Raw genomic sequence first — 13950 nt, 5'->3', positions numbered from 1 at the left:
TGCCCCGCTAGGTATCATTGACAATGCCGGGCCATAATCAACGGCCCGGTCCGGAATACTTGATAACAGGGAGAGGAAGACCATGAAGTTTGCTTCGGTTTCCGTAGCGGCACTGGCCACGGCCATAGCCATGCCTGCCTACGCGCAGGATCAGGCTGCCGCACCTTCGGGCGGCATCGCCGAAATCGTCGTCACCGCGCAGAAGCGCGCTGAAAACGTGCAGGACGTGCCGATCGCGATTTCGGCGTTCAGTGCGGATTCGCTGCAGGAGCGTGCCGTCAGCAGCGTTGCCTCGCTGTCGAACATCTCGCCCAACGTAACGCTTGACGCCGGCACGCCGTTCTCGGGTTCGAGCGCGGTGCTTTCGGCCTACATTCGCGGCATCGGCGCGAACGATTTTGCCTTCAACATCGATCCGGGCGTGGGCGTCTATCTCGACGGCGTCTATCTCGCCCGCTCGGTCGGCGCGAACCAGGACCTTCCCGACGTCGAGCGCATCGAAGTCTTGAAGGGCCCGCAGGGCACTCTCTTCGGCCGCAACACCATCGGTGGCGCGATCTCGATCGTCACGCACGATCCGGGCGACGAATTCCGCTTCAAGGGTGACGTGACCACCGGACGCTTCGGTCTGATCCAGACGCGCGGTACGGTCGATCTGCCGCTTACCGACGGCCTTGCAGCCTCGGTCAGCTTTGCGACCAAGAATCGCGACGGCTACGTGAAGCGCATCCCGTTCCCGGGTGCCGAGAACTTCGATTCGACCCCGATCACGCAGTACAAGGCCGCCGGATACGGCAACATCGGATACGGCACCGAAGGCGGCGACGACAGCTGGAACCTCCGCGGCAAGCTTCGCTACGACAACAAGTCCAACCTGCGCATCTCGCTTTCGGGCGACTACATGAAAGTCGACCAGTCGCAGCTCGCTAACCGCCTGATCGCCACGACCCCGGCCGTCTTTGCAGGCACCTACAACTGCGCGATTCAGGGCATTGTCGTTGGCGATTGCGGGGGCGGGCCGCCTTCGTTTGCCTATGTTGGCGGCATCGGCGGCCTGAACTCGATCTTCGACAACCCCACCGTGTTCGGCGTGAACGTCGATGCCGATCCGAACAACGATCGCCTGCCTTACGACAATCGCTTCGTCACCAACGACATCGACACCAGCTATGCCAACGGCAACAACTACTCAAAGCTGAAGTCGTACGGTGGTTCGGGCACGATCGAATTCGATCTGTCAGACACGATGATGCTCAAGTCGATCACGGCCTATCGTGAGCTGCACTGGAACGTGGGCATGGACATTGACGGTTCGCCGCTCAACTTCCTGCACACCAGCTTCACGATGAACCAGTATCAGTTCAGCCAGGAAGTCCAGCTCAACGGCTCTGCTCTCGACAAGAAGCTGAACTACGTCCTGGGCGCCTACTTCTTCAAGGAAGGCGGCGATCTCCACGACTATGTGACTTTTGCCGAAGGCCTGTTGCAGGTCGATGGTCCGAACGATCTCTACACCAAGAACTATGCCTTCTTCGGTCAGGTCGACTACCGTCCGACCGAACAGTTCGGCATCACGATCGGTGGCCGTTACACCAAGGAAAACAAGGAGTTCGAAGGATTCCAGTCGGATGCCAACGGCCTGACCTACAAGATCCTCAACCAGATCGGCGTGCCGCCCTGCGCGAGCATCAATCCGATCAGCGAAGCCTGCCGCATTGCTGCCGGCTTCCCCAACCCCGGTCAGCCGCTGCGCTACTACATCGCGGGAACGCAGAAGAAGTCGTTCAGCAACTTCTCGCCCAAGATCGGCCTGCAGTATCACCCCACCGACGACGTGATGCTCTATGCCAGCTGGTCGAAGGGATACAAGACGGGTGGCTGGACCACGCGCCTGTCGAACCCGCTGCCGACGGCGCCGGACTTCGACGAGGAAAAGGCAACCACCTGGGAAGCGGGCATCAAGTCAACCTTGCTTGACCGTCGCCTGCAGATCAACGCGGCAGCCTTCACCACCAACTACAAGGGCATCCAGCTGAACTTCCAGCAGGGCGTTTCGCCGACCATTCAGAACGCCGGCGATGCGCGCATCAAGGGCTTCGAAGTCGAAGTGGTTGCAGCCCCGGTCGAAGGGTTCCTGATTAATGCTTCGGTCGGCTATACCGATGCCTATTACACCTCGGTTCTGGCTGGTGCGCAGGTTGCGCCCAATCCGTTCCAGGCAGGCGTCATCCCCGGTGCAGATCTGCCAAAGACGCCGAAGTGGAAGTTCAACATCAGCCCGCGATACGAAGTGGGTCTTGGTGGCGATTCCAAGCTCGTCATCCTTGCGGACTACACCCACAGCTCCTCGCTGTGGAACGATACCGAGCGGGCCTACCTGCTGCAGCGTGCGGCGACTGACATCGTCAACGGCAGCATGACCTACAAGTCAGGTGGCAACTGGGACCTGACAGTGGGCATGACCAACGTCACCGACGAACGTTACCTGGTGACTGGTCAGGCGCAGATTGCAGGTGGCCAGTTCTACGGCACCTACAGCCGTCCGCGTGAATGGTACGCACGTCTCGGCGTGGAGTTCTAAGCAAACAAGAATGCCGGGCGGGGCACTGCTCCGCCCGGACTTACCCGGAGAGAAAACATGGCAGAAGCCGCCCACACCGAATTCTGGAAAGACCTCAAGCCGGTCGAGAAGGTGTTCCGCGAGGGCGGACTTCCCGAAGTCTACCTGCCCAAGATCGCCGAGGGCGACGAGCGGTACTGGGTGCCGATCTCGGAAACGGTCTTTTCAAAGCCTGTCTGGATCAGCCCTTCCAAGAACATGTGGGCCGACGTCCTGATGAGCAAGTCGGCCGGCCTCGTGAACCGGCATTATCACCCCCATCCGATCTGGGCCTACACGATCAGCGGGAAGTGGGCCTACCTCGAGCATTCATGGACGGCCACCGCGGGCGATTTCGTCTACGAGACGCCGGGCGAGAGCCATACGCTCGTCTGCTACGAGCACGAGGATCCGATGAAGGTGTTCTTCGTTGTGTCGGGCCCGCTGATGTGGCTCGACGAAGAAGGCAACACGGTCGGGCACTATGACGTCTTCGATTACATGAAAGCCGCGCGTGAACATTACGACAAGGTCGGCATCGGTGCCGATTACGTCGACACCCTGATCCGCTGAGAGGATTTTCCAGATGACCGTGATGACCGCTCCGCCTTCGAACAAGGCAGAGATCGTAGACGTGCCCTTCGCGCACAAGGAACTGGTGGCCCGGCTGAGCCCCGGCGGACGCTACATCGACGCACAGAGCGACGTCGACAGCCCGTGGGTTCCTTTCGGTGACAACGCCGCGATCAAGCATCTTGCGTTCGACGTCCGGCAGGGGCTGTTCTCCAACATCCTGTGGGTCAAAAGCCCAGGCGTGATCGGCACGCACTTCCATCGCGGCACGATCACGATGGTCTGCCTCGAAGGGAGCGTGCGCTATCTCGAATACGATTGGGTCGCATCGCCGGGCGGCTTGATCCTCGAAACGCCGGGCGAGAGCCACACGCTCGTCACCGACCATCCGCAGGGCTGCAAGCTATTCGGATGGATGCAGGGACCGATTGACTTCTACGATGAGAACGCGGTCCTGGTCGATACCACCGATGTCTGGTGGTTCATCAATCACTACGAGACCTACTGCCGCGAGAATGGCATCCCCATCAATCCCAAGCTCTATCTCTGAGGCGACCATGGCCAGCACGATGAAGGCGCCCCCGTCCGGGGCATACAAGATTGTCGACGTCCCCGAGCTTTACGGTGACCTGATCCGCGCCAAGGGCGTCGAGGGCACCTACGTCGGGTCGTCCGACGCCGAAAGCCCGTGGGTTCCCTTCGGCGAAAATGCAGCGATCCGCCATCTGGCGTTCGACGTGCGCGAGAACGTCTACGTCAACATCCTGTGGATCAAGAGCCCGGGTGTGATCGGCACGCACAAGCATCGCGGCAAGGTCTGGGCGGTGGGCCTTGAGGGTTCGTTCCGCTACCTGGAGTATGACTGGGTCTGCCGCGCCGGCGATTTCATCACCGAAACGCCGGGCACCGCGCACACGCTGGTGACTGACGATCCGAACGGAATGAAGGCGCTGTTCCACATGCAGGGCGCGAACGAGTTCTACGATGAGAACGGCAATCACGTCGAAACGCTCGACGTGTGGTGGTTCATGAATCACTATGAGAGCTATTGCAAGGAGCACGGGATCGCGATCAACCCCGCGCTCTACCTCTGAAGGCAACTGCGGTGACTGCGGACAGAACCCCGGTTCCGCGCCTTTCCAGCGAGCCGACCGGCACGTATCTGCGCAATGCGTGGTACGTTGCCGGATGGGCTAACGACCTCGGAGAAACGCCGCAGCAACGCACGTTCCTTGAAGAACCGGTTGCGCTTTTCCGCGATGGTGCGGGGACGGCGCGCGCCATCGGCGGGCGTTGCCCGCACCGGTTCGCTCCGCTCGGCCAAGGCTCGGTGGTGGATGGCGCGCTGATGTGCCCCTATCACGGCCTGCGTTTCGATGGGGCAGGCGCCTGCGTGCACAATCCGCATCCCGGCGGGCAAGTGCCGGATGTTCGGCAACAGGTCTATCCGCTGGTCGAGCAGGACGCGTTGCTGTGGATATGGATGGGTGACCCGGCGCGTGCCGACGCCGCGCTGATCCCCGATTTCTCGTGGCTGTCCGATGCGCGGTGGGAAACGGTGCGTGGCGCCACGCTCGCCGAGGGTCACTACGAACTCTACAGCGACAACATTCTCGATCTCAGTCATGCAAACTTCGTCCACCCGGCGCTCGTCGCCAGCGCCTTTACCGAGGGTGAGCGAAAGTTCTGGCAGGATGGCGAGAACGTCTATGCCGAGTACGTGCAACTGGACGACGAACTGTCGGTCGGCATTTCCGCCGTCATGGGGACGGAGGGCCGCCGCCAGGACTTCTATGGCTACGTGAAGTGGCACGCGCCGGCTGTCCTTTATTTCGACTTCCGCGCTGGTGATCCGGGAACCCCGCGCGAGGAATGCACACTGCTGCCATCGCTCCATGCCTTCACGCCCGAAACACCTGACACGACGCATTACTTCTGGGCCACGGCAAGAGACTACAAGCTCGGTGACGCCGAGTTCAGCGCGATCATGCGGGGCGCACTGGAATTCGCGTTCGAGAAGGAAGACATGCCCATCATTCGAGATAGCCACCGTCTGATGCGGGGTGAGGATTTCTGGGCCCTGCGTCCGCTGATCCTCGGTGGCGACGGCGGCGGTGTGCGCGCGCGGCGGATGCTGCAGCGGCTGATAGATCGTGAGAGGCAGGGCCAATCGGCCTGACAGGTATAAAACGACAAGAGGATGCCAATGGGAACGCTCGACAGGTTCGACATCAAGGGACGCACGGCCTTCGTGACCGGCGCCGCATCAGGCATCGGCCTGGCCTATGCCGAAGCGATGGCCGAGGCCGGGGCTGCGGTCACCTTGGCCGACATTGATGCGGAAGGCGCGGAACGCGAGGCCGCCCGCCTGCGCGACCTCGGCTGCGAAGCGCGCGCGGATCGGCTCGATGTGTCCGATTGGGATCAGGTCGTTGCAGCATTCGATGCGCACGATTCAGCATTCGGCGGGCTCGACATCTGCTTTGCCAATGCCGGGATCGATACAGGCGCAGGTTTCTGGAATCCGGCGGGGCATCGCAATCCCGATGGTCAGGTCGATACCTACGATCCCAAGCGCTGGGACCGCTCGATCCAGATCAATCTCAACGGCGTTTTCTACACCGTGAGCAATGCGGTGCGGATCATGAAGAAGGAAGGCCGCGCCAACGGACGCACCGGTGGTTCGGTGATTACAACTGCGTCCAACGCGGGTTTGGTGACCGAACCTATCGTTGGGCTGCCCTACATGCCGGCCAAGGCTGGCGTGCTGCACATGGTGCGCGCTCTCGGCCTCGAGCTGGCGGAGTTCGGAATCCGCATCAATGCCATCGCGCCCGGTCCTTTCGTCACCAACATTGGCGGGGGCTGGCTGAAGAAGGACCCGGTTGCCCGCGCGGCGTGGGATGCCATCGTGCCGCTCGGCAAAGTTGCTGAGACCGACCAGTTGAAGCCGCTTGCGCTGCTGCTCGCCTCGGATGCGTCGGATTACATGACCGGCAGTCACGTCGTGATCGATGGCGGCATGATGCTCGGCAAGTACAAGTAAGGACAGGCCGATGCGCGCCGCCGTCATGCAGGGGCTGCACAAGCCTCTCGCTCTCGAGACCGTCCCCGATCCCACGCCGGAAGAGGGCGACGTTGTCGTCAAGGTGGGTCGCTGCGGAATCTGCGGCTCCGACCTGCACATGACCGAAGACCCCGCGTATGGCCAAGGTGCGGGGTCTATCCTCGGCCATGAATTCTCAGGCGAAGTCGTGGCAATCGGGAAAGGGGTCGAGGGTTTGCGGACCGGGGATATGGTCTCCGTCATTCCGCTCAAGAGCTGCGGCCATTGCCACGCCTGCCGTACAGGTGTGGTCCAGTGGTGCGATACATTCGGCCTTCAGGGCGGAGGCTATGCGGAATACGCGCTGACACGCCCGAACCAGTGCGTGCGACTGCCCGCTAGCGCCAGTCTGGCAGATGGCGCGATCGTCGAGCCGGTCGCAGTGGCTTTGCACGGCGTTGCCCTTAGCCGCATGAAGATCGGCGACAGGGTGCTGGTGCTGGGGGCAGGGCCGATCGGCCTTGCCGTTGCATTCTGGGCGCGACGCTTCGGCGCTGGGCGGGTGGTGGTCCAGGACTTGTCGGAATGGCAGCGGGACCGCGCCTTGCAGATGGGCGCGCACGATTTCGTGGTCGATCCGTCGGACCCCGTGGGCAGCGCCGAACGGGCGCTGGGCGGCAAGGCCGACGTGGTCTTCGAATGCGTAGGCGTGCCCGGCCTGATCGCGCAGGCCGTGGATCAGGTTCGCAACGACGGCACGATAGTGTTGCTCGGGCTTTGCACACGGCCGGATACGTTCAACAGCTTCGCGATGCTGTCCAAGCAGGTGAGGCTGGTGACATCCGCCTTCTTCACCCGTCAGGAATACGAAGCCGCGCTCGACACCCTTGATCGTGGTGCGGTCGAGCCACGCCTACTGGTAACCGACACCATCGGGCTGGCGGCGACGCCCGATGTCTTCGAGAGCCTCAGGAAGCGCACGCATCAGTGCAAGGTCTTGATCAATCCGGGTGAATGACGCCGCGAAACGCGTCGGGGGAAGCTGATGGGCATCGAATCGTTTGGCGGTCGCAAGGCCTTCGTCACCGGCGGCGCTTCGGGCATCGGCCTCGGCATTGCCAAAGCCCTCGCGCGGCGCGGGGCATTCGTCGTCATCGCCGACATGCGCGCCGATCATATCGAAGCAGCGCTGGATCATGTCGCTGCCGAAGGCCTCGCAGAGAGCGTGGTCGCGGTCGACCTAGATGTCACCGATCGCGCGGCATATGCTGAAACCGCAAGGCGCATGGACGAGGAACTCGGCGGTATCGACATTCTCGTCAACAATGCCGGCGTCGGCGTCGAAGGGCCAATCCTTCAGGCGACCTATGCGGATTGGGACTTCGGCATCGGGGTGAACCTGGGCGGGGTCATCAATGGTCTCCAGTCGATCCTGCCGCAGATGATTGCAAAGGGGCAGGGCGGGCACATCGTCAACACGGCATCACTCGCCGCTTCCGTGACCATGCCGGGGCATCTTGCAATTTATGCCGCGAGCAAGGCAGCCGTTCTCAACCTTTCGGAAAATCTGCGCGCAGATCTTGCGGTGAAGGGTATCGGCATGACCGTGCTCTGTCCGGGTTTCGTCAAGTCCAACATCCACGAGGCGGCCAGGAACCGGCCCGCTCACTTGCGCGAAGCTAGTGGCTTTGCCGCATCCGAGCAGGCTCTTTCCGAGCGTGTCGCTGGCGAAGACTGGATGAACCCCGACGAAGTTGGCGAGATGGTTGCGGAGGCGATCCTCGAAGATCGCCTCTACGTCATCACCCACGGCCAGTTCGCCAACAGGATGCGCGAAAGGGCCGAGGCCTTGCTTTCCGCCACGCCGCACAGTGTCGCCCAGTTCTAGCTTCCGACGTGAGGACTCTTGCATTGGGGCTAGGTGCGAGCGTTCTGCAATCGATTGTTGAAAAGTGCCGCGGCTTGTGACAAGGTGATCTCCAAGGGACGCACAAGCCCGACGGGAGAGACCGAGCATGACCGCCCATCGTCCACATCTTCAGCTCTCGCGCATCCTGGAGATGAATCTCGGGTTTCTCGGTCTGCAGTTCAGCTTCGGTCTGCAGCAGGGCAACATGGGCCCGATCTACAGCTATCTCGGCGCAGACGAATCGCAGTTGCCCATGCTGCAACTCGCCGGCCCGATAACCGGCTTGCTTGTGCAGCCGATTATCGGGGCATTGAGTGACCGTACGGACAGCAAGTGGGGCCGCCGTACGCCCTATTTCCTGATCGGCGCGGTGCTTTGCGCCGTGGGCCTGTTCTTCATGCCGCTATCCAGCTCGATCCTCATGGCGATGTCGCTGCTGTGGATTCTCGACGCGGGCAACAATATCACAATGGAGCCTTACCGCGCCTACGTGTCCGATCGGCTCAATCCCGATCAACGGCAGGCCGGATTCCTTTCGCAAAGTGCCTTCACCGGTCTTGCCCAGATGCTCGCCTTCTTGACGCCGTCCCTGCTGGTCGGCCTCGGCATGAATCAGGATTGGGTGGACAGCCACAACATTCCCTACACCGTGCGCGTCGTTTTCATGATTGGCGCGGTCCTGTCACTCTCCACGATCCTGTGGTCCGTTCTGCGCGTCCCGGAACTTCCGCTGACGGTTGACGAACGCGCACACATTGCGGCCCAACCCAAGGGTCTGGGCGCAACCTTGCGCGAGATCGGCAGCGCCATCGTCGACATGCCCGTTGCGATGCGCAAGCTTGGCCTGATGAGCCTGTTCCAGTGGGTCGGCATGTCAGGCTACTGGACTTATGCCGTCTACTCGATCAGCCGCACTGTCTACGGCACGGCTGACGCGCACAGCAGCGCCTTCCACAGCGCCGTTCTGACCAATGGCGAAGTTGCCGCATTCTACAATGCTGTCGCCTTCGTGACGGCCTTCGCGATGGTGCCGCTCGTTCGCCGGATCGGACCCGGACCCCTCCACGCCTTGTGCCTGTTTGCAGGGGGCGTCGGCATGTTCGTCCTGCCCGGTATCACCGACAAGGCGCTGCTCTTTCTGCCCGCTGTCGGCATTGGTCTCGCGTGGGGAAGCATCATGGGCAATCCCTATGCGATCCTGAGCAATGCAATCCCGGCCCAGCGCACCGGCGTCTACATGGGCATCTTCAACATGATGATCGTCATTCCGATGCTGATCTTCGCGGTGGTCATGAGCCGTCTCGATCTCGGCGTCGTCTCGATCGGGTTTGATGCCTACAAGCTCGTGCTCGGGGGCGATCCGCGCAACATGTTGATGTTCTGTGGCGTCAGCCTGATCCTCGCCGGGTTCTCTGTCCTCTGGGTTCGCGAAGGGCGTGCCGACTCCATGCCGCAGGGCGCTGCGATCGCCTGATGATGAAAATGGCAAGCCTTCATGCAGGCGAGGGCAGCCTCGTGCTCGAATCTCGCGTGAATGCGCTGCCTGTCTGGAGGCATTTCGGACCGCGCGTGTCGGCCGTTCCTCCCTGCGCCTTGGCCGAGGTTCGCACCGCAGCATCGTACTCTCTCGACCAGGATGAACCCTTTTCAACCATACCTCCCGCAGGGTTGGGATGGTTTGGTCCCGCTTTGGCGCGCTTGCGTCGTAACGGCCATGAACTTGTGCCGATCTTCTTCAAATCGTCGATCGAAGTCGATGCGTCCAGGATCGCCGTCAAATCGTTGGATATAGTTGCGGGCGTCGAGGTCGAACAGCGCTATGCTTCCACAGGTAGTGCCTTTTCATGCTGCACGATCTTGCGGAACGTCGGCACCGAACCGGTGGAGGTGGACTGGCTGGCCAGCGCCCTCATGCCCTTGCCGGCGCAAGCGCGAGAGATCGTTTCCTGGCGGGGGCGGCACAATGCCGAACTCGTCGAATGCCGCGAGGCCATGCCGCAACAAGCATGGGTGCGCGAGGGACGACGCGGTATTTCGGGGCATGGCGGACCGCCCGGCGTCTACGTCCTCGATGAAGGTGCGACCTTCGGCACCGGAACTGTGCGTGCGCTGCAGCTTGCCTGGTCTGGCGACAGCCACATCGCGATCGAGCGTGACGACGAAGGATTCTGGACGCTGACTGCAGGTGCGGTCCTGCTGCCGGGGGAAATCCGCCTCGCACCCGGTGAAAGCTGGCAGACGCCTGACGCGATTGTTGCCGTGTCAACCTCCGGGCGCAACGGCATCATCGCTGCCTTCCACGAGGCCGTGCGATCTCGCCTGAACTGGCCTGACTGTGTCATGCGCGCCCGCCCGGTTCATCTGAATTCGTGGGAAGCCTGTTACTTCGATCACGACGAAGAGCGCGTCATCGCCCTGGCGGAAGCTGCCGCGTCGGTCGGCGTCGAGCGCTTCATTCTCGACGATGGCTGGTTCCGCAATCGCGACGACGACAGCGCCGGGCTCGGCGACTGGACTCATGACCTGCGCAAGTATCCGCAGGGCCTTGGCCCTCTCGCAAAACGCATCAACGACCTTGGCATGGAGTTCGGTCTCTGGGTCGAGCCGGAGATGATCAACCCCGACAGCGATCTTTACCGCCGCCACCCGGAGTGGGGGCTGGCGCTGGCCGATCGCGCCCGGCCAACCGCGCGCAACCAACTGGTGCTCGACATGCGCCGAACCGATGTTCGCGATTACCTGTTCGAATGCATCGATGACCTGCTCAAGGCGCTCCCGATCACTTATCTCAAGTGGGATCACAACCGCGATCTCGCGCCGGCAGGAGGCGCGGGTCAGGTGCGCGGGACCTACGACCTCATGGCAAGGATCCGCGCCGCACATCCTGCTGTCGAGATCGAAGCCTGCGCCGGTGGAGGCGGTCGCAACGATGCCGGCATGGCAGACTTCTGCCACCGCTATTGGACCAGCGACAACATCGACGCTGTCAGTCGTATCGCTATTCAGCGCGGGTTTCTGGCGTTCCTTCCCCCCGAAGTCATGGGATCGCATATCGGGGCGAGCCCGGCGCACGCCACTGGACGCAGGCACGCGTTGGGCTTTCGCGCAGCAATGGCCATGTGCGGCCATCTCGGTGTCGAGATGGACCCCCGGTCGCTCGACGAAGCAGAGCGCAAGGAACTTGCAGGCTGGATCGCCTTCCACAAGGATTGGCGCGACCTGATCCATGCCGGTCGCGCCTGGCTGGGTGAAGCCGGTGACGGAATTGTCTGGCAGGCGCAGGGCCGCGACGATGAATTCCTGCTGTTCGTGATACGCGCCGATCCACCGCTCGATCGCCGCCCGCAACCTTTGCCGATCGCATTCCTCGCCAGTGGTGATTGGGACGTGTCGCTTCTGAATATCGCCGGAGGTGAGGGCGGACACGCCGCACATTCCGCCCCGCTTTTCGATGCGATGCGCACGGTAGCAGTCACCTTCAACGCTGACTGGCTGTCATACAACGGCCTGCCACTCCCTCCGGGCAAGGCCGAAACCGTCACGATTTTCCATTTGAAGAAGCGTCCGTGAGCCGGGCCGCGCGATTTGAAAGATGAAGATGCAAGAAATTTCGCCGTCAGTCCGGCCGTTCGCGCCCGCAGCACCGGTGCGCTGGGAGCCGACAGGCTATGCCGAGGTTCCTCGCATTCCCCTGATCGGCGCGGGCGATGTGACGCGCATTCTCGGGAACCACGATCTCTGGGATTGCTGGCCACTGGCTCATGAAGACGGTCGGACCGTCACTCATTTAGGCCGGCAATGGTGGTTCTATCTCAGCGCACCCGTGTTCGCCGATCCGGTCGAGCGCCACGGACATGCGCGAATACGCCTGCTTTCGCTGGGCGCGGACGGTTGGGCCGATCACGGCAATGCCTTTCCGGATGGCCTGACTCCGGGCAGTCGCGAGTGGGCGGGCTCGGCCGTGCTGATGGACGATGGCATCACCGTTCAGCATTTCATCACGGCAGCGGGACGGCGCGGCGAAGCGAGCCTGACCTTCGAACAGCGCCTCTTCGTCGTCGAGGGTCGCTTGGGCACGGACGGTCCGGGCGAGTGGCAGCAACCCCGCGAACTGTTCCAAGCGGATGGCGTGCGCTATGTCCTCGACCGTCAGGATCGCGGCGCGCCTGGTCTGATCAAGGGGTTCCGAGATCCTGCTTGGTTTCGCGATCCGAACTCCGGCAAGGCGCATATCCTGTTTACCGGCAGCTCTGCAGCGTCGGACCATGCCTTCAACGGCAATATCGGCATTGCCACCTTCGAACACGACCAATGGCATCTCGGCGACCCGCTGATCGATGCAATCGGCGTGAACAACGAGTTGGAGCGCCCGCACATCGTCGCGCGTGACGGTCGCTACTATTTGTTCTGGTCAACGCAGCAGCACACGTTCGCTCCCGAAGCAGTAGCCGGACCCAACGGCCTTTATGGCATGGTGGCCGACGAGATGAACGGGCCGTGGCGTCCATTGAACACCGGCGGGCTGGTTGCCGCCAATCCGGATTCGGAGCCTGTGCAATCCTACAGCTGGTGGGTGACTGGAGAAGGCGTCGTCTGGAGTTTCGTCGATTACTACGAAATGCGCGGTCGCACGGTGAGCGAGCATCCGGAATTGCTGCGCAGCAATTTCGGAGGGACACCCGCACCCCGGTTCCAGCTTCGCTTCGATGGCGACACAGTCACTATAGCGTAGCCAAGGCGCGCAAATCAGGCGCTTTCGCGCACGATCAATTCCGGCGTCATGATGGTCGGCGGAGCATCCTCGCCATCCATTCGCTGGCGCAGCGCCTGCACCATCGCCCGTGCGCCTGCTGCGATGTCCTGACGCACGGTCGTCAACTGAGGAACCATCAGCGATGCCAGCGGAAGATCGTCAAAGCCCGTCACCGCGACTTCATCGGGCACGGAAACGCCGCGCTCGTGAAGCAGGCGGATCGTGGTCATGGCGATGACGTCGGACGCGCAGACGATGCCTTCGATCGAACCGCCCAGATCATTGAGGTGAGCTGCGATCTGGGTCGGCATCTCCTCGCTTGCCAGATGCGTGGGGAAAGCCCGAAGCGACAGACCTGTGGCATCGGCGACGGACTGTGCGCCTGCCTGGCGTTCGGCAATTTCAGGGCCGTTGGGATCGCCGAAAAAGGCCAGCCGCTTGACACCGCGGTCCACGAGATGTTGCGCGGCCAGTCTTCCGCCGGCAAAATTGTCCACGCCCACCGTGCACTGCACCTGACCTTCATGATGGCTGCCCCAGATGACGAGAGGGCGGTAATTCTGTGCAACGCGTTCGATCGCTCCGGTCTGGTCCGACTGGCCTATGACCAGCGCGCCATCGAGCATGCCAGAGTCGACGATGCGGTCGAGCCAGTCATCGTCGCCGGGAATTACGCGCGACAGCATCAGGTCGTGCCCGCTCTCGGTCAGTTCGTCGGCAAGATAGCCGAAGAGGTTCATGAAGAACGGGTCGGAAATGTGCTGGCGCCGTTCGTGGCCGAGCGGAATGACCACGCCGATCACGCCGGTCTTCTGCGTGCGCAGGCGGCGCGCCATCTGATTCGGCCGGAACCCGTGTTCACGCGCCAGCGCCTGGATGCGTTCGCGCGTCTCCTTGTTCACGAGCGACTTGTCCGCAAGTGCACGTGACACCGTGCCGGCCGATACGCCTGCCATTCTTGCGAGTTCCGCGATGTTCCGGATCTTGCCGGGAGCCTTGCCGTCGCTCATCTAAATTTGAAATCCTGCAGAGGTTTGGCGGTGCTTGTGATGCTTGCCCCAATCGTCGTG

The 13950-nt window shown here is 62.2% G+C and carries 12 protein-coding genes; 11 read left to right on the top strand and 1 reads right to left on the bottom strand.

Features of this window, described 5'->3' with window-relative positions:
* Positions 1-82: 82 nt before the first annotated feature.
* From AC2A04_RS01815 to AC2A04_RS01765, 11 genes are all read left to right on the top strand, one after another.
* The gene (locus AC2A04_RS01815) at positions 83-2581 is read left to right on the top strand and encodes a TonB-dependent receptor (RefSeq protein ID WP_484210600.1); all 2499 of its coding nucleotides are present in this window, start codon (positions 83-85) and stop codon (positions 2579-2581) included.
* A 57-nt stretch (positions 2582-2638) separates the two neighbouring features.
* Positions 2639-3172 (top strand): 2,4'-dihydroxyacetophenone dioxygenase family protein, encoded by a 534-nt coding sequence (locus AC2A04_RS01810; protein ID WP_484210599.1) that lies wholly within the window; start codon positions 2639-2641, stop codon positions 3170-3172.
* Between the two features lie 13 nt (positions 3173-3185).
* Positions 3186-3722 (top strand): 2,4'-dihydroxyacetophenone dioxygenase family protein, encoded by a 537-nt coding sequence (locus AC2A04_RS01805; RefSeq protein ID WP_484210598.1) that lies wholly within the window; start codon positions 3186-3188, stop codon positions 3720-3722.
* A gap of 7 nt (positions 3723-3729) precedes the next feature.
* Positions 3730-4266 carry a 2,4'-dihydroxyacetophenone dioxygenase family protein gene (locus AC2A04_RS01800; protein WP_484210597.1) on the top strand — a complete coding sequence of 179 codons (537 nt, stop codon included), beginning with the start codon at positions 3730-3732 and terminating at the stop codon, positions 4264-4266.
* A gap of 11 nt (positions 4267-4277) precedes the next feature.
* Positions 4278-5351, top strand: a complete 1074-nt coding sequence (locus AC2A04_RS01795) for a Rieske 2Fe-2S domain-containing protein (protein WP_484210596.1) — start codon at positions 4278-4280, stop codon at positions 5349-5351.
* A gap of 27 nt (positions 5352-5378) precedes the next feature.
* Complete coding sequence (locus tag AC2A04_RS01790; protein ID WP_484210595.1) at positions 5379-6218, top strand: SDR family NAD(P)-dependent oxidoreductase; 840 nt, start codon at positions 5379-5381, stop codon at positions 6216-6218.
* 10 nt (positions 6219-6228) lie between these two features.
* The gene (locus AC2A04_RS01785; RefSeq protein WP_484210594.1) at positions 6229-7236 is read left to right on the top strand and encodes a zinc-binding dehydrogenase; all 1008 of its coding nucleotides are present in this window, start codon (positions 6229-6231) and stop codon (positions 7234-7236) included.
* Positions 7237-7263: 27 nt separating this feature from the next.
* Complete coding sequence (locus AC2A04_RS01780) at positions 7264-8106, top strand: SDR family NAD(P)-dependent oxidoreductase (RefSeq protein WP_484210593.1); 843 nt, start codon at positions 7264-7266, stop codon at positions 8104-8106.
* Between the two features lie 127 nt (positions 8107-8233).
* Positions 8234-9601 carry an MFS transporter gene (locus AC2A04_RS01775; protein ID WP_484210592.1) on the top strand — a complete coding sequence of 456 codons (1368 nt, stop codon included), beginning with the start codon at positions 8234-8236 and terminating at the stop codon, positions 9599-9601.
* 8 nt (positions 9602-9609) lie between these two features.
* The gene (locus AC2A04_RS01770) at positions 9610-11697 is read left to right on the top strand and encodes an alpha-galactosidase (RefSeq protein ID WP_484210591.1); all 2088 of its coding nucleotides are present in this window, start codon (positions 9610-9612) and stop codon (positions 11695-11697) included.
* A 22-nt stretch (positions 11698-11719) separates the two neighbouring features.
* Positions 11720-12859: a glycoside hydrolase family 68 protein gene (locus AC2A04_RS01765; protein WP_484210590.1), complete on the top strand. Its 1140-nt coding sequence runs from the start codon at positions 11720-11722 to the stop codon at positions 12857-12859.
* A gap of 14 nt (positions 12860-12873) precedes the next feature.
* Here AC2A04_RS01765 and AC2A04_RS01760 read toward each other — a convergent pair whose 3' ends face one another.
* The gene (locus AC2A04_RS01760) at positions 12874-13890 is read right to left on the bottom strand and encodes a LacI family DNA-binding transcriptional regulator (protein ID WP_484210589.1); all 1017 of its coding nucleotides are present in this window, start codon (positions 13888-13890) and stop codon (positions 12874-12876) included.
* Positions 13891-13950 lie beyond the last annotated feature (60 nt).

The organism is Novosphingobium sp. HNCC26DJ243 (assembly GCF_057180545.1).
This window is presented reverse-complemented; position numbering and strand designations above follow the sequence as displayed.

Coding starts and splice junctions, on each gene's coding strand:
- AC2A04_RS01815 (WP_484210600.1), top strand. CDS start 83: ATGAAGTTTGCTTCGGTTTCCGTAGCGGCACTGGCCACGGCCATAGCC.
- AC2A04_RS01810 (WP_484210599.1), top strand. CDS start 2,639: ATGGCAGAAGCCGCCCACACCGAATTCTGGAAAGACCTCAAGCCGGTC.
- AC2A04_RS01805 (WP_484210598.1), top strand. CDS start 3,186: ATGACCGTGATGACCGCTCCGCCTTCGAACAAGGCAGAGATCGTAGAC.
- AC2A04_RS01800 (WP_484210597.1), top strand. CDS start 3,730: ATGGCCAGCACGATGAAGGCGCCCCCGTCCGGGGCATACAAGATTGTC.
- AC2A04_RS01790 (WP_484210595.1), top strand. CDS start 5,379: ATGGGAACGCTCGACAGGTTCGACATCAAGGGACGCACGGCCTTCGTG.
- AC2A04_RS01785 (WP_484210594.1), top strand. CDS start 6,229: ATGCGCGCCGCCGTCATGCAGGGGCTGCACAAGCCTCTCGCTCTCGAG.
- AC2A04_RS01780 (WP_484210593.1), top strand. CDS start 7,264: ATGGGCATCGAATCGTTTGGCGGTCGCAAGGCCTTCGTCACCGGCGGC.
- AC2A04_RS01775 (WP_484210592.1), top strand. CDS start 8,234: ATGACCGCCCATCGTCCACATCTTCAGCTCTCGCGCATCCTGGAGATG.
- AC2A04_RS01770 (WP_484210591.1), top strand. CDS start 9,610: ATGGCAAGCCTTCATGCAGGCGAGGGCAGCCTCGTGCTCGAATCTCGC.
- AC2A04_RS01765 (WP_484210590.1), top strand. CDS start 11,720: ATGAAGATGCAAGAAATTTCGCCGTCAGTCCGGCCGTTCGCGCCCGCA.
- AC2A04_RS01760 (WP_484210589.1), bottom strand. CDS start 13,890: ATGAGCGACGGCAAGGCTCCCGGCAAGATCCGGAACATCGCGGAACTC.